The organism is Moritella viscosa (assembly GCF_900120065.1).
Taxonomy (GTDB): Bacteria; Pseudomonadota; Gammaproteobacteria; order Enterobacterales; family Moritellaceae; genus Moritella; species Moritella viscosa.
Map to the genome: position 1 here is coordinate 65506 of NZ_FPLG01000034.1, position 14937 is coordinate 80442.

Below are 14937 nucleotides of genomic sequence, written 5' to 3' on the forward strand. Positions count from 1 at the left end.
GTTGCTATCAAAAAGCGGGTTTAGAAGACACTGGAGAGCTATACCTTGGTGGTAGTGCGGGCCCGCAATACATAATGAAAGCTAAAATTACATAGGTCAGATCATAAATCTTGAATTAAAGTGTTTTTTTGTAGTCGAATGCCTGATGTACTGTGATTAATTTAGTTTTAGAGAATATAGGGCGATAGTATGAGAACAATTGGCAACATAATCTGGTTTCTGTTTGGTGGAGCTGTCATGGGGCTTGTATGGGTTCTATTCGGTCTATTAGCGTTTATGAGTATTGTTGGCATCCCTTGGGGGCGATCTTGCTTTGTTATCGCGGGTTTCTCATTCTTTCCATTTGGTAAAGAAGCCATCTATAGAGATGAATTAACTTGCGCAGAGGATATCGGTACCAGCAGTTTTGGTTTCATCGGTAATGCGTTGTGGTTTATATTCGCAGGTGTTTGGCTGGCAATCGGCCATGTGATATCTGCTATAGCCTGTTTCGTGACTATCATCGGTATTCCATTTGCACTGCAACATTTGAAATTAGCTGTTATTTCGCTTGCACCAATCGGCCAAACGATTGTAGATAAAGACGTTGCTGCAATGGCACGCTATAAAAATGATAAGTTTAAGCTTTAATAAAAATATACAGCGTAATAAATAAAATATTATAAAAACCGTGAAATTAAGTGTAAAAAGCGTAGAATACTGACTCTAGAATATAATCCACTTTAATGTAGATGAAAGGAGTTGTTAAATAACGTGATAATTACGCCGCCTTAGCCCCAGAACTTCCCTCTCCTAGCTTTATAGCTACCAAGTATCATACTTCACTCGCGCCTGTCTTACTGTTTTTCAGTGACTTCCTGCGCCCTAAATTTATAACTTAATTTTCAGGTCTCTGAATCGATTTCGGCTACCTGATGAAAAGTAGAGATTTAATGTTTAAAAAATTCAAAACCGATTGGATGTCCAACATCCGCGGCGACTTGCTGTCTGGCGTTGTCGTTGCACTTGCACTTATTCCCGAAGCTATCGCTTTTTCTATCATTGCCGGAGTTGACCCTAAGGTTGGCTTGTACGCCTCATTCAGTATTTGCGTTATCGTTGCTTTTACTGGCGCAAGAGCAGGCATGATATCCGGAGCAACTGGTGCAATGGCCTTATTAATGGTTACCTTAGTCAAAGATTATGGCTTGGAATATCTATTGGCTGCGTCACTTCTCACCGGAATAATTCAGATTGCGATAGGCTATCTTAGACTAGCGGACTTGATGCGGTTCGTTTCTCGTTCTGTGATCACTGGTTTCGTCAATGCGCTGGCGATACTTATTTTTGTGGCACAACTACCCGAATTGACCAATGTAAGTTGGCATGTTTATGCTATGACGGGACTTGGGTTAGCTGTGCTTTATCTATTTCCGAGAATACCTAAAATTGGTACTCTGATCCCATCTCCACTTGTGTGTATCGTCTTGTTGACTGCTATTGTTATGTATACTGGTATTGATATCCGTACTGTTGGTGATTTGGGGAGTTTACCGGATTCATTACCAATATTTCTGTGGCCAGATGTGCCAATCACATTTGATACTTTGTGGATAATCTTACCTTACTCTTTAGGATTGGCGGCAGTCGGACTACTTGAGTCTATGATGACTGCGAGTATTGTCGATGACTTAACGGATACATTAAGTGACAAAAGTAGAGAGTGTAAAGGCCAAGGTATTGCTAATATTGGTGCGTCTTTAATGGGAGGAATGGCTGGTTGCGCAATGATTGGTCAATCTATTATTAATATAAAATCGGGTGGGTTAGGTCGGTTATCTAGTTTGGCCGCTGGGATATTTTTACTAATTATGGTCGTTTTCTTAGGTGAATGGGTGAAGTTAATTCCAATGTCGGCGCTGGTTGCGGTTATGATTATGGTGGCTATCAGTACCTTCTCCTGGAAGTCGATTACAGATCTAAAGCATCATCCTTTATCGAGTAATATGGTTATGCTGTCAACTATGGTGGTGGTTGTGATTACTCATAACTTGGCACTCGGTGTATTAGCCGGAGTTGTCTTAGCATCGTTATTTTATGCGAATAAAAGTCGCCATATATTGGCTGTCAGAGATGAAGTGGTTATAGATGGCGAGCATGTCACTCATAAGGTACATGGTCAAATATTCTTTGCTTCAGCTGATCACTTTATCGGGTTATTTGAATTCGAAAAGGTGGCCAATAGGATTACCTTAGATCTATCTGATGCACACTTTTGGGATATTACCTCAGTTGCAGCATTAGATAAGGTGATATTTAAATTTAGGAAGTTGGGTGCGGTTGTAGACATAATAGGGATGAATGATAGTAGTGAAACACTGATCAGTAAGTTCGCCATTTATGATAAACCAGAGCTACAAAATAGTGCAGTGATGAGCCACTAGTGGTGTTATCTCTGATAATGACTTAACAAACCAGACTATCGATTATTTTGTGCAGCCATCTGGCTGCACTTTTATATTGAACAATTGTATCAGACGAAAATAGCGCTCTTTTAGTTTTTATCCAAAACGTTGTTTAAGACGCTTAAACGCTTCACTTTCTTTATCTTCTTCAACACAAACACGTAATAAATCATCAATAAAATGCAGTAATGCCCGGAGTTCAATTTGTTTGACTTGTGCTTGCTGTATGTCAGTTAGCATGTGATACATAGTCGCAGCACCAAAATCACCAAAGATGATATTAGCATCCACATCAAACAGCGTATTGTGTGCGTACAGATCGCCGTGGCAAACTTGGTTATCGTGTAAATGAACAAACACGTCTTCCATCTGTGTGACTATCTTACCAATTTGCACAATCGACAAGTTAAAGTCTGTTGGGAAGGTGTCACGTGTACAGCTGTTAAAGCATGGTGGTAGACCTAAGTTTGCATAGTGCGAAGGGATCAAGTTCATGATCAGGGCTAAGTAACTGTCTTCTTTTACCTGGGCAAGCGATTGCACCAGGCTAGGGTGGTTACCGACTTTTAAACAAGCTTGTAACTCATCTTCAGGATAACCGTCACTGGTGACTTCACCTTTGAATACTTTAACTGCAATCTCATCAGGGAATTGCGTTTGTTGCTTATTCCAAACGGCTTTTGAGATCACGCCTGATGCGCCTTGTCCCAGTACGTTTTGTAACTTATAGCTTGATGATGCTAATTGTGGCACGTTATCAATCGATACATCAGACTGACTAAATGGGTTGCCCGAGAATGCAAACCAAGCCAGTTTCGGCAAGCCAAACAACTGCTCTGGGCATGCTGTTAGGCGGTTAGCTGAAATACGTACCAGCTCAAGGTTATTACACTGAGACATAGTCTGTGGTAATTCAGTCAAACAGTTACCTGCTAGAGCTAATTTTTGTAAGCGTGGACGTTCACCTAATGAATCTGGTAATACTTCAATTCGGTTATCCGTTAAGATTAACCAACGTAATTTTGTTGGTAGAGAGGATTCTGGTACTTGGTTAATTTGGTTTGATTTAAAGCCAACCATTTCTAAATTAGGGCACTGGCCAAGTATTTCTGGTAGCGTTATAAATTGATTGTTTGATGCAAACAAGATCTTCAACTTCGTTAACTGGGCAATCTCTGCTGGCAAGCTCGTTAACTGGTTATTTGATAAATCGAGGATCTCTAAACTATCAGCCAGTGATAAGATTTCCAATGGGAAAACGGTTAGGTTTTCTGATAATGATAAACGCTTAATACCTGTTAATTCACCAGATTTTAGCTGAGATAGAGTATGCAAAATAATTTAGCCCGTGTTAGAAAGATACAAACCGGGCTAGTTTACTCGAAAATGACTGATAAAGGGGAATCTCAGTGATATTTAGACGGAGCTAGTAGGGAGAAGCCAGACTATTACTGCACACGTTTTTTAGCTAAAGAGTCTTCAGCTAAATTATCATCACGCTTGGCAATTTTATGACCATCTTCGGTGCAACCCGATTTCCAATAGCTGCTGATATACAGGTTATCTTTGTCGACGGATTTATCATTCCTAAAGTAAACACGTAAGGCTCGCATAGCCGAAAATTCACAAGCACACCAAACTGATACCTCACCTTGCTGCCACGTTAATGCTTTAACTTGAGTCAGTAAGTTTGTCTTAGCGTCGTCGGCGACAACCCAAATAATCTCGATACCCTCGGGTTTGACTAAGGTTTGCTTGTCATCTTGATGGTTAATTTCGATAACCGCATAACCACTGGCTGCTGTTGGTAGCTTAGTGAGTTGTGCTGACAAGGCGGGGAGAGCTGTCATATCTGCGACTAAGAAGTACCAATCGGTATTAATATTGACGGGTTTAATCATCCCTGGTCCAGCAATCGAGATCGTATCACCGATACTTACAGACTGTGACCATGCTGCGGCAAAGCCACCAATACTACTGTTACAACCCTTGCTATTATCATCACTGTTATTATCAATTATGCTTAAGTGTTCATGACGAACAAAATCAACATCTAATTGATTGAGCGCTTGGCGTAAATGACGGATGGTATAAGTGCGCATTTTCGGACGTTCATCTGCCGTTAGTTGTGAGATGTCAGTGTTACCTTGTTCGGTAAAGAGTAGCTTAATGTAGCCACCTGCTGCATCAGAAGGGAAGTCAGACAGCTCATCAGCCTGAAAGCTAATGCGCTGCATGTTAGGCGTTAATTGCTGGCTGTCTATAACGGTTAATACTCTGCTGTTTGGGTTCTTACTCATTTTATATCCTTAATAATTTGGCTATTGCTCGTAGTACATGCAAATACGCTTACCGTTGATTTCGTGAATATCAGAATCAGTGTCGTAAATCGCTGACAATGTTTCTTGGTTAGTGATTCCTGAGACTGACCCGTTCGCGACAACCTTGCCTTGCTTAAGTGCCACTATATTGTCTGAATAACAAGATGAGAAGTTGATATCATGGATCACAATAACAACTGCTTTACCTAATTCATGAGCCAAGATTTTGATATTTTTCATTATCTGTAATGAATGTTTGATGTCGAGATTGTTTAATGGTTCATCCAAAAATACATAATCGGTATCTTGAGCTACTACCATGGCAATAAAGGCTAATTGACGTTACTTGTTAGACTGGCGTAATACTGCGAGCTTTTGCACCAGTGCTTTAGAATCCCAATCTAATATGTCTTGATTGTCGATAATGACACTACCACTGTCTTTATTTAATAAGCGACTTGCCATCGACAATACGGTATTTTTCCCGCGCCGTTCGGGCCAATAATTACTGTGACTTCACCTTTAATGAAATCACGTTTAGGTATTCTACTTACTTTATTAAAGCGCAAGGCTAGTGAATTTTTGTCTAACAAGCAGCGATAAGAAATACAAACCACCAACAAAATTGATTACGACACTGAGCGTGGTTGAAAAGTTAAAATGTTGTTTTACCGAGCTGATGAGAGACTATGATCCTTTCAGATAAAGCATTCGCAGAGAATAATAAACCAAATAAAGTTGCTACAACTGTTCGTTTCATATTAATGGTAACACAAATGATAATTGCTCGTATTTGTTATCTTATACTAAAATAAACATCGATGACCAGTAAATTAAAGGTAAATGATGTAAAGCAGTGATTGAATGTAAAGCACTGTTAATAAATGTCATTTGGTGAATCAGGGAACTGTGTTTTGTTGAATCTTTTGTTTTATAAGCCAATGTTATAGCTCTATTTTATGAGGTATTTATGGATATGCCCGTTAATGGTCATGACAATTATCATGCACATTTTTATTTTGATGAATCATCACGAGTACACGCACAAGCATCAATGAAGAATTGGGTTTGTATGTCGGTAATTTCAATACCAAACCAGTAGGACCGCATCCACAGTGGAGTTTTCAAGCCTCTTTCACTGCAGACGATTTTGATGTATTTGTACCTTGGTGTATTGAAAATAGGCAAGGAATATCGATATTGTTGCATGCAGTGACAGGCGATAATTTAATTGATCACACTGAATATGTGCAATGGTTAGGAACGCCCATTACACTTGATTTATCTCGCTTTAAATAGGAAAAGCGCATCGCTTATTTCTCACAGTGTGAACATAGCCGACAGCACAGATAGCAAAAGTAAAACTGCAAGTATTTTGTTGGTGATATCATTTTGCTTTGTGCTGCTTAATATTTTTCTTGTTAATTGTCCGAGTAATGTCCAGCAAACAAGCGTATTACAAGCAACGAAGAAGAATATTATTGCTAAGGTTAGGTTGTGATTGAAGCTATGAGAGTCAGCAGTATTGAATAAGCTGCTGACGGTCATGGCCATAAACCATGTTTTAGGGTTAATGAATTGCAAGCCTGCACCTTGAATCCAACTCGGCCTTGTAAAGGCATCGCTTTTATCTGCTGTTGCTATAGCGGGTGTCCAATACAATTTCCAAGATAACCAGATTAACCATGTGCAGCCTATCCATGCCATTGTTTGTTGTAGTAGAGGGTAAGTAATAAATATATTGGCAATACCTTGCGCTGTTAATAAGAGAATTAACGACGCAGCACTTGCAGCACTAATGATAAAAGCGAAAGCAGAATTAATGCCGTATCGATGACCAAGGGTTAACGCGATAAGGTTTGTTGGACCTGGAGTTATAGAGATAACAACAGCAAATAACAAAAAGTTTAAATATAAAGTAGTCATAACAAGATACCATTAAATTGACGATGTAATTAGTATCTCGGTATTGTCAGCGATAGTCTGGATGATTTGTGCAGAGCTGCTGATAATTTGCAGGTGTTAATTTATAGACTCGACGAAACCAACGTCCTAGATAGCTTTGATCGGCAAAGCATAGTTCGCTAGCTACATCGATAGGCTGATAGCCCTGAGAGAGTAATTGGCGTGCTTTTACCAAGCGAAGCTGAATCAAATAAGCATGAGGGGAAAGGCCAAAGGCAGCTTTAAATGCTCGGTTTATTCTAAACCGATCGGTATCAACCGCACGAGACAAGGCTTCTAAGCCTATATCGGTATAAATATTGGCATGTAAGAAATCTTGTGTTTTAAGCGCAATAACATCAACTTCAAGTGATTTAGACTGTTTTTTTCTCCAGTCTAAATTGATGGTTAGCTTTTCTAACATCTGATCTAAGCAAGCATCTTTCACTATCTTCGGGTCTTGATGGTGTAACGATAAAAATGCAGATGAAATACTGGCTGACAGTGCTTTGTTATTCGATAGCGTGGTATCAAAGTTAAGCTCAAAACTACTGGGTATATTATCGAATAGGGTTAAAAATTTGTCCTTTATCCAGTCTTGTGGGATGTAGAGCATTCGATAAGTAAAGCCACCATATTCAGGTGCTTTGCCGTCGTGTATTTCCCCTGGTTCAAGTAGAAAGCTACCACCAGATAAAGATGTGTGGGTATTACGTCTGCAGTTAAACTGTTGAACTCCCTGTTCAGTGATGCCGACTAAATAACTGTCATGCCAATGCGGATCATATGCATGACCGTTAAAATGCGCTCTGATTGTTTCAATCCCAGTATCATCATCTTTACTTAATTCAAGCCAATCCTTAGGCGCTAGCTCAGCCATTTCAATACTTCCTTGTAAACGTAAATACACACTCTACTTAGTTAAATATAAAATGAGATCTGAATCTAGAATATTTGTGCGTTTTTAATAAATTATTTATGTTACATGCATTCCATTAATCCCGATCTGATTTGAACTTACGTCTCATTGCGCTACCTCTTAGGTGGTGCTATTTTGCAGGTTTGTATTTTACATGATTTAATTCATTTCGAACTAAGATATTTAATCTTAAATAAGTTTTAATAAAAGGACAAAAAATGAAATTTACCATTCCACTATTATTATCAGCTGCTGTATTGTTACCTAGCATTAGTGTTGCAGCCAGCAATGCGATTACCCCCCCAACTTTAACTAGCGTGTCGGCCACGGAAGTTCCGAACATTTTCTCAGAAAAAAAATTACCAATTGCGATTGTTGGTGGTTATCAAATTGAAAATGCTATTTTGACAGCAAGAACTTTAAGCTGTGGTATTAACGTCAGTGATCTTGAAATTGAAGCTAAATTGAGATGGGATGGTACTACACCTAAAATTTTGCTTGTTGGAATGAACCTTATTATGTGTCGTTCTGGAGTTACCAGCCCATTTTCAATTGACCTATCAGAGTTTATTCACAACATACCTGTACATGTTTTAGATAGGCTTGAAGTCGCGAATAACGTAAGTCTTGGCCTGTGAGCGGTTGTGTCGCAAAATTGATTAAGTAAATCCATTTTTCAGGACGATATTATCCATTTTTATCAAATAACGTTTGAGGTAAACCCTTTGCTTTAGCTGAGGGTAGAACAGTACTGACCAGAACGGTCTGTTTTTCGGTTCATTCTTGTGAATTATGTTATGTGAGAAATAATTCACAATCATCGTATTAAAAAATACATAGCAAACCTATATAAGCATATTATGACTGATTTTCTTTGTTAACTACACTTTGTTAACTAGGCTAGCTAACTCGTTCGTGGACATAAACGGCTTAGAGCTTATGCACCAACAAGATAGCTTTGGATAACGTTTCTATTACAAATCCAACAGGAATATTCTTCGAGTATTATAAACTAACCTTGACTCACCAAATATCGATGACATACAATACATATACGTTTTATATACAAATCGCATATCAATGGGCATTGTAAAAATATCAGAAGAGCTTCATGCAGAAGTAAGAAAAGCCAGTTCAGTTATGTCACGTTCTATTAATTCACAAGCTGAATTTTGGATGAAAATTGGCATGCTAGCAGAGCTTCACCCTCAACTTTCATTCAATCAAATCATAGCGGATCTTATGAAATCAGCAGAAGTATCGATTTCAAATCTAACAGTAGTCGAAGGATCGGATGATGAATAATAGCGTGAATATTAAAACAACGACTGAAATAGAACTAATGCGTAATTCAGGAAAGTTACTTGCTCAGGTTTTTCATATGCTGGATTCTTATATTAAGCCTGGCATTTCAACAATGGATATCAATAACAAAGTTGAAAACTTTATTGTTAATGATTTAAAGGCTCGCCCTGCAAGTAAGGGACAATATGACTATCAGTATGTTTTAAATTCTTCTATCAATGAAGTTGTATGTCATGGCGTACCTAAAGTAACTCAATTTCTGAAAAGTAAAGATATCATCAACTTAGATATTACTTTGGAAAAGGATGGTTTTATTGCTGATTCAAGCAAAATGTTTGTTATGCCAGACGCATCTCCTTTAGCTAAAAAACTTGTTGAAGTCACGTATGACGCAATGTGGGCTGGTATCAAACAGGTAAAACCAGGAGCCAGACTTGGCGATGTCGGATATGCGATTCAACGTTATGCAGAGTCTTATGGTTACAGCATAGTAAGAGAATATTGTGGTCACGGTATTGGCAGAGAAATGCATGAAGAACCACAAGTTAGTCACTATGGTTCTCCAAACCAAGGTCTTCTACTCAAGGAAGGCATGGTGTTCACCATTGAACCAATGGTGAATCAAGGCTCAGCGAAAATAAAAAACAAAAAAGATGGTTGGACAGTAGTTACTCGAGATAAGAAACTTTCAGCTCAATCTGAGCATACGGTATTAGTAACAAGTTCAGGTTATGATGTACTAACTTTACGTGAAGAGGAAAAGTATCCTGCCAATTAATACTGGGCACCGTTTTCAATCCATAACTGTAAATAATGTGATATGAGAAACCACCAAACTCCTGACATGAGAAGATGTATGACAAGTTGATATGGGTATATTATAAGTGAGTAACGACGCTAAGCCAATGAGCCACAGAAACTGATTATCGCTTAAGCTCCGAAATTTACGACAGTGCTAAACGTTGATAGGTAAGCCGTTAGTCCAGAGTTTAGCGATACCAATAACAGTGCTTTTATGATCCATATTTTTACTCGCTAAATTCCTCTGTTTACAAAACCCTTGCTCTTGGTTGAAAATAGATGAGGCGACTTGGCGACCACCCATTGTAATTTTTGACGTTTTAGCCGATCTTAACTTGGTAAACTGCTTAAATACCTTAGATATATCATTCACATTTTCTTTTAAACAATGAACAAAGTGCCATGCATCTTCCAGCGCCTGACAAGCTCCTTGACCAGAAGTGGGTAAAGCAGAATGCGCAGCATCACCGAGTAATATGACATTATTTTTATGCCAGATTTTTATTGGGTTATGATCATGAACATAAATTTTATTAATCCGGGATAAAGGTGTTTCATCGATGATCTTCATAATAGGATCAGGCCAACTAGCAAACAGTGAACAGAGTTCGGATTTATACAAGTCAGGGTTTACCTCGTCTATATTTTTAGATACGACACATCCAGCCCAATAAGCTTTTGTTTTTGATACAGGTACTATTCCAAAACGCTCTCCAACTCCCACATAATCTGAAACTGAAAGGTCAGTGAAAATCTCATCTTTACACTCAAATACACCAATCCAATTAACAACACCCTGATAAACAGGATCGTTATTACCATTTACATACTTTCTCGCAAATGAATTCATACGGCCATCAGCGCCAATAATGATATCTGGTTCGATATTTTTACCATTGGTAAATTGCACACAAACTTTGTTGTTATCGTTATTTGAAAGTGAAGTTACATCATGTTGGTAATGTATATTGATATCCAGTTCAAGAGTCCGTTGAGTCAATATCGCCATCAAATCTTTACGAAGAATAGAATAGCTAGGGTATGCCATTAATTGATTTAGTTGAGTTATGTCTAATGAACCTAGCGGTTCGCCATGACTAGAAAAACGGTGCATATAGTTGAGTGAACCTGCCACTTTGGCTACTTGGCTTAACACTCCAAGTTGGTCTAAAACAAATGAAGCATTCGGCCAGCATACAATACCGGCACCAATCTCGCTTGGTCGACTATGTCGTTCATAGACATCAACCTCAAAGCCTGCTTGCTTCAATGCAATGGCAGTACTTAATCCACCGATACCGCCGCCTAATATACCTATTTTCATAAATGAGTCCTTATTCCTAATAATGTAGGGAAAACGTGCATTCAGCTCATGTTGAGTCTTGTCAGTTATCTCTTTTTTAGCTGAATAGTTATTAATGACAAACAATATAATTCATATCATTTATGATTATTAGCTGGTATAAGTTGGACTTATTGATATCAGTAATGGGATGGTGTAATGGGTAATATTGATTTTATTTCACTCCGAATATTTTCTTTGGTGGCTGAAAAAGGCAGTTTTATCGGCGCTGCAAAAGCATTACAAATGCCATCTTCAAACGTGAGTCGTACTATTTCACAATTAGAGGATAAGCTACAAGTCCGCTTAATTGAACGAAGTACCCGACATATGAGATTAACCGAGTCAGGTGCGCTACTTTATTCTCGGTCTGGTGCATTACTCGACGCCTTAGCGCAACTCGAATCTGACATCACATCCAATAAAACGCAACTTAAAGGCCCACTAAGGCTCTGTATTCCGAGTGAAATGGGCCCCAAATTATTGGGGGATTCTATTATTGATTTTTCATTAAAATATCCTGAAATCAGTATTAACTGTACGACGAACTTAGCCGGATTTGAGTCCTTAATTGAGGATATCGACATTGCAATTATTGTAACTAGGGGGGATCTACCAGACAGTGATTATATTGCACAAAAACTAGCTGAGTTCCCATGTTGCATTGTGGCAGCACCCAAAGTCATTAAGCAATGGGGTAAACCAAGTAACATCAGTGATTTTAGAGCATTACCTTGCATCACCACTGCAACTGCACTCCAAGGGAAAGCTTGGCAATTTATTAAAGACAGTGGGGAGTTTCATCACATAAGCGTGTCTAGTAACTTTAAAGTGAACAGCGGCGAAATGGCTTTTAAGGCAGCCTTATCGGGGGTTGGCTTTGCTATCCTTTCTCGTCATGCTTGTGATGAACATATAAAAGATGGCAGTCTCATTGAATTAAATTTTGCATCCAAGGCCGCACCGTTAAACCTATACGCAGTATACTCTCATCGAGTATTTCGCCCTGAAAAGTTCAGGGTATTTATTGATTTTTTAAAAGCCGATTTAGCTCAATTTATATGAAGTTAACTTTCGGGTTTCCCATTAACTCTTTACCAACTTAGCTCATAGGCAGCATTTGTTTGTCTAATAGAGAAAACCGAAAAGCTATCGACGATTAAGTCCGCTAACGCTAAATCTGATTTTTTATGACTTGTTAACAAGGCAACAGTAAAACATCCAGCATCTTTTGCTGATTTTATTCCTGCTGGAGAATCTTCAAATGCGATACAACGTCGAGGATCTAAACCTAGATTTTGAGCCGCTAAAATAAATGGAGCAGGATGAGGTTTCCCATTAGTTACATCTTCGGCGCAAACCATGCTATCTGGAAGTTCAAACCCAGATGCAAGTAAACTCGTTTCTGCTACTTTTCTAGGCCCACTCGTTGCTATAGCCCATGAATTTTTCGGTATGCTTTTAACAAATTTTAATGCACCTTCAATTTCAGTGGCAGACTTCATTGCATGAATAGCAATATCTTTCACCGTATTTTCTTCATCAACATTTGAGTATTGGCGGTCTACTAATGTAAGCGTTTCGATTATTTTACGCCCATGAACATGAGGAAATATGTCTGAAAATTCAATGTTTTTTTGTGATGCCCATGTTTTCCAAATATTATTTATAACCTGAGTTGTGTTTACGAGAGTAGCGTCAACATCAAAAATAAATCCTTGGCAGGTAGTAATATTCATAAAGTCCATCCATTAAAATAATTGACTAATTGTTACGTTCTTTCGTTAATTTTATTGTTACGTTTTTATATACTGTCTTCGGATTATGTCCATAAAGAGAGAAAAAATAGAGACATAACAAACCAAGAGAGAAGAGGCCTGAAATAAAACCATCTAAGAATATTTGAGGTATTTTTGAGATTATTTTCTCATAGATGTCAGAGGATATAGATGGCTTGCTACTAAAAAAATAATATGCGTAGTATGAAGGTGAATAGATAGATTTATACATTAGCCATGAAGATGCAGATATGGGCACTAGAAACATAAATGGTTTTAATTGTCTTATTGGGAACACGAAATACACCATCATAATCAGACACAAAACAGCTAAAAATAATGACGAAGAGATGTACCTAAATGGAAACGTTCCGGACATATCGCCCTCATACATCGTCAAAACAATCGATCCGAACATACTTAAGAGAATGAACTTACCGACTTCTTTAGTGTTTGCTGTTCTGATAAAAATATAACCCAAAACACTTATCAATGAAGATAACCAAACGACAACTTCAAATCTTATGTCTACGGTAAACTGAGGCAGTGCCGTAGCAGCCATTATAACAATGGCGTGTACCACTGGATATACGAAAACTATAACGACACTAAGCCTAATTAACCCCCAAATAAAGATTTTTAACATACTTTCTTAATTCCTGCTTGAGGCCTAATGAGTGATAGTCGTAACGTGTGCCGGGCTTTGTTATAAAGTGAGCTCGCTAAATAAATCAACATATAATCAGCATTTGTTTTCCTTGTAAGTAATCGGAGATACTAGCTATGTAACTGAGTCTATTGATATTAACTTTAGCAGCAAGGTAAACCGGATTGTCTTTTTATAAATCGTGACTGATTTCACAAAATACCAATAACAGGCTATAAAATCATAGTGTCACCCATTTCAATTGAACAGTGTTGCTGTAATCATTTATAGCGGGTAAGGGGGTAGCCGCTGTGGTGATCTTCGCGATAATTTTGATTCAAATGGCGCGTTATTGTATGTGGGTACAAGACGGATTGCAGAGTTTGAGGTTGGCGGTGTATTAAGCGTTAGAAGACTTGATGTGGGTGGCCATCGTTGATTAAGCGTAATTAGCGATGGCAGTTAGATGTTAATTGACTATTTACTGTTACGGTTAATCAGTTGTTAAGTATTTTTTGGTGATTTCGTTCATAAAAGAAAGCATTGTTTTTAATCGTGGTGATGAACTTTTCTTACTGGCATAGACGGCATAAATCGTCACATTTGGGCTGACCTTTATTTCTGGTGCAATTTTGATAAGTTTTTTTTCTTTCACTAATTTCCGACAATAAATATCAGGTAATAGGGATATTCCTGCACCTGCTACGACCGAGTCGCGTACCATCAGTACATCTTCGAGTTGATTTGCCATAGGGAAGGTCACAGGATATTTATTTCCATCGGGTGCGAATAAACAAAAATTAGCAGGATAATTTTCTTGGGTATGATAATAACGCACATGTTTTTGTATTTCTAACCAACTGGAGTTGATCAACTCTGGATAAGCAGATAAATAGGTAGGAGAACTCATCCAGCAAAGCTCAATATCTGCAAGATGTTGAGCATAAAATCCCGAAGGAACCAATGGACCAAGTTGGATAGCTAAGTCTAACTTGTCTTCATACAAATTCAAGATTCGTGTAGTGCTTTTCATGTTTAAGCAAATGTCTGGAAAACGCGTAACAAAGTCATTTAAATGTGGAGCCATGACTTCTCGTGAAAATGCCAAGGTGACAGCGATATTTAATTCTCCTGCAAGTCCTTTTTGGCAGAGTTCATCACCAGCAAGGTTAACCTGTTCGAGTAATGGTTTTAGTTGCTGATATAGTTGTGCTCCATCAGAAGTAAGACGAAGATAACGATTGTTACGTTCTAGGAGTTTTACATTAAGCCGCTCTTCTAAGCGAGCTATTGCACGACTAATACTTGATTTTTGTATGTTTAATCGTACTGCGGCTTTTGAAAAACTGTTGCTTTCAGCTACGGCAATAAATAAAGGTAAGTCATTCAAATTCCAATTCATAGCTATCCTAAATGTAATACATAAATCAGAAAAAT

16 protein-coding genes are annotated in these 14937 nt (G+C 38.2%); 7 read left to right on the top strand and 9 right to left on the bottom strand.

From position 1 onward, the window contains the following. The first annotated feature begins 189 nt into the window (after positions 1 to 189). Together BT797_RS05155 and BT797_RS05160 are read left to right on the top strand one after the other, a co-directional pair. Complete coding sequence (locus BT797_RS05155; RefSeq protein WP_045109751.1) at positions 190 to 630, top strand: YccF domain-containing protein; 441 nt, start codon at positions 190 to 192, stop codon at positions 628 to 630. Between the two features lie 302 nt (positions 631 to 932). Further along, on the top strand, positions 933 to 2423 hold the full coding sequence (locus tag BT797_RS05160) for a SulP family inorganic anion transporter (RefSeq protein ID WP_075471261.1): 1491 nt from the start codon (positions 933 to 935) through the stop codon (positions 2421 to 2423). 117 nt (positions 2424 to 2540) lie between these two features. On the opposite strand, the gene BT797_RS05165 is transcribed toward BT797_RS05160, so the two are convergent. The 4 genes from BT797_RS05165 to BT797_RS24515 form a co-directional block, all read right to left on the bottom strand. Beyond that, on the bottom strand, positions 2541 to 3779 hold the full coding sequence (locus BT797_RS05165) for a leucine-rich repeat-containing protein kinase family protein (protein WP_075471262.1): 1239 nt from the start codon (positions 3777 to 3779) through the stop codon (positions 2541 to 2543). A gap of 113 nt (positions 3780 to 3892) precedes the next feature. After that, positions 3893 to 4744 (bottom strand): siderophore-interacting protein, encoded by an 852-nt coding sequence (locus BT797_RS05170; RefSeq protein WP_045109754.1) that lies wholly within the window; start codon positions 4742 to 4744, stop codon positions 3893 to 3895. Positions 4745 to 4765: 21 nt separating this feature from the next. After that, positions 4766 to 5086, bottom strand: coding sequence for an ATP-binding cassette domain-containing protein (locus tag BT797_RS24510; RefSeq protein ID WP_052678279.1), 321 nt, complete (start codon positions 5084 to 5086; stop codon positions 4766 to 4768). Positions 5087 to 5107: 21 nt separating this feature from the next. Then, positions 5108 to 5236, bottom strand: a complete 129-nt coding sequence (locus BT797_RS24515) for a hypothetical protein (RefSeq protein ID WP_280173705.1) — start codon at positions 5234 to 5236, stop codon at positions 5108 to 5110. Between the two features lie 597 nt (positions 5237 to 5833). Between BT797_RS24515 and BT797_RS05180 the strand changes: the two genes are divergently transcribed. Then, positions 5834 to 6064, top strand: coding sequence for a DOPA 4,5-dioxygenase family protein (locus tag BT797_RS05180; protein ID WP_244534137.1), 231 nt, complete (start codon positions 5834 to 5836; stop codon positions 6062 to 6064). Positions 6065 to 6085: 21 nt separating this feature from the next. On the opposite strand, the gene BT797_RS05185 is transcribed toward BT797_RS05180, so the two are convergent. Next, entirely contained in the window at positions 6086 to 6691 is a 606-nt protein-coding gene (locus BT797_RS05185) for a LysE family translocator (RefSeq protein WP_075471263.1), read from the bottom strand. Between the two features lie 46 nt (positions 6692 to 6737). After that, a complete protein-coding gene (locus BT797_RS05190; RefSeq protein WP_075471264.1) occupies positions 6738 to 7589 on the bottom strand; it encodes an AraC family transcriptional regulator in 852 nt (283 codons plus the stop codon). A 257-nt stretch (positions 7590 to 7846) separates the two neighbouring features. On the opposite strand from BT797_RS05190, the gene BT797_RS05195 reads away from it, so the two are divergent. The 3 genes from BT797_RS05195 to map all read left to right on the top strand — a co-directional run bounded on the left by BT797_RS05195 (position 7847) and on the right by map (position 9711). After that, positions 7847 to 8266 (top strand): hypothetical protein, encoded by a 420-nt coding sequence (locus tag BT797_RS05195; RefSeq protein WP_075471265.1) that lies wholly within the window; start codon positions 7847 to 7849, stop codon positions 8264 to 8266. A 442-nt stretch (positions 8267 to 8708) separates the two neighbouring features. Further along, positions 8709 to 8933: a ParD-like family protein gene (locus BT797_RS05200; protein WP_045109759.1), complete on the top strand. Its 225-nt coding sequence runs from the start codon at positions 8709 to 8711 to the stop codon at positions 8931 to 8933. Next, the gene (gene map, locus BT797_RS05205) at positions 8926 to 9711 is read left to right on the top strand and encodes a type I methionyl aminopeptidase (protein WP_045109760.1); all 786 of its coding nucleotides are present in this window, start codon (positions 8926 to 8928) and stop codon (positions 9709 to 9711) included. The genes BT797_RS05200 and map overlap by 8 nt, the downstream gene beginning before the upstream one ends. Positions 9712 to 9888: 177 nt before the next feature. Here the strand turns inward: map and BT797_RS05210 are convergent, their stop codons facing one another. Beyond that, positions 9889 to 11058 carry an FAD-dependent monooxygenase gene (locus BT797_RS05210; RefSeq protein ID WP_045109761.1) on the bottom strand — a complete coding sequence of 390 codons (1170 nt, stop codon included), beginning with the start codon at positions 11056 to 11058 and terminating at the stop codon, positions 9889 to 9891. A gap of 177 nt (positions 11059 to 11235) precedes the next feature. Between BT797_RS05210 and BT797_RS05215 the strand changes: the two genes are divergently transcribed. Further along, a complete protein-coding gene (locus tag BT797_RS05215; protein ID WP_045109762.1) occupies positions 11236 to 12141 on the top strand; it encodes a LysR family transcriptional regulator in 906 nt (301 codons plus the stop codon). Between the two features lie 29 nt (positions 12142 to 12170). Here the strand turns inward: BT797_RS05215 and BT797_RS05220 are convergent, their stop codons facing one another. Both BT797_RS05220 and BT797_RS05230 read right to left on the bottom strand, forming a co-directional pair. Next, positions 12171 to 12815: an HAD-IA family hydrolase gene (locus tag BT797_RS05220; protein WP_045109763.1), complete on the bottom strand. Its 645-nt coding sequence runs from the start codon at positions 12813 to 12815 to the stop codon at positions 12171 to 12173. A 1178-nt stretch (positions 12816 to 13993) separates the two neighbouring features. After that, complete coding sequence (locus BT797_RS05230) at positions 13994 to 14902, bottom strand: LysR family transcriptional regulator (protein WP_075471267.1); 909 nt, start codon at positions 14900 to 14902, stop codon at positions 13994 to 13996. Positions 14903 to 14937 lie beyond the last annotated feature (35 nt).

Bases quoted from the DNA above. Each gene is read 5' to 3' on its own strand.
- BT797_RS05155 (WP_045109751.1), top strand. From the start codon at position 190: ATGAGAACAATTGGCAACATAATCTGGTTTCTGTTTGGTGGAGCTGTC.
- BT797_RS05160 (WP_075471261.1), top strand. From the start codon at position 933: ATGTTTAAAAAATTCAAAACCGATTGGATGTCCAACATCCGCGGCGAC.
- BT797_RS05170 (WP_045109754.1), bottom strand. From the start codon at position 4,744: ATGAGTAAGAACCCAAACAGCAGAGTATTAACCGTTATAGACAGCCAG.
- BT797_RS24510 (WP_052678279.1), bottom strand. From the start codon at position 5,086: ATGGTAGTAGCTCAAGATACCGATTATGTATTTTTGGATGAACCATTA.
- BT797_RS05185 (WP_075471263.1), bottom strand. From the start codon at position 6,691: ATGACTACTTTATATTTAAACTTTTTGTTATTTGCTGTTGTTATCTCT.
- BT797_RS05190 (WP_075471264.1), bottom strand. From the start codon at position 7,589: ATGGCTGAGCTAGCGCCTAAGGATTGGCTTGAATTAAGTAAAGATGAT.
- BT797_RS05195 (WP_075471265.1), top strand. From the start codon at position 7,847: ATGAAATTTACCATTCCACTATTATTATCAGCTGCTGTATTGTTACCT.
- BT797_RS05200 (WP_045109759.1), top strand. From the start codon at position 8,709: ATGGGCATTGTAAAAATATCAGAAGAGCTTCATGCAGAAGTAAGAAAA.
- map (WP_045109760.1), top strand. From the start codon at position 8,926: ATGAATAATAGCGTGAATATTAAAACAACGACTGAAATAGAACTAATG.
- BT797_RS05210 (WP_045109761.1), bottom strand. From the start codon at position 11,058: ATGAAAATAGGTATATTAGGCGGCGGTATCGGTGGATTAAGTACTGCC.
- BT797_RS05215 (WP_045109762.1), top strand. From the start codon at position 11,236: ATGGGTAATATTGATTTTATTTCACTCCGAATATTTTCTTTGGTGGCT.
- BT797_RS05220 (WP_045109763.1), bottom strand. From the start codon at position 12,815: ATGAATATTACTACCTGCCAAGGATTTATTTTTGATGTTGACGCTACT.
- BT797_RS05230 (WP_075471267.1), bottom strand. From the start codon at position 14,902: ATGAATTGGAATTTGAATGACTTACCTTTATTTATTGCCGTAGCTGAA.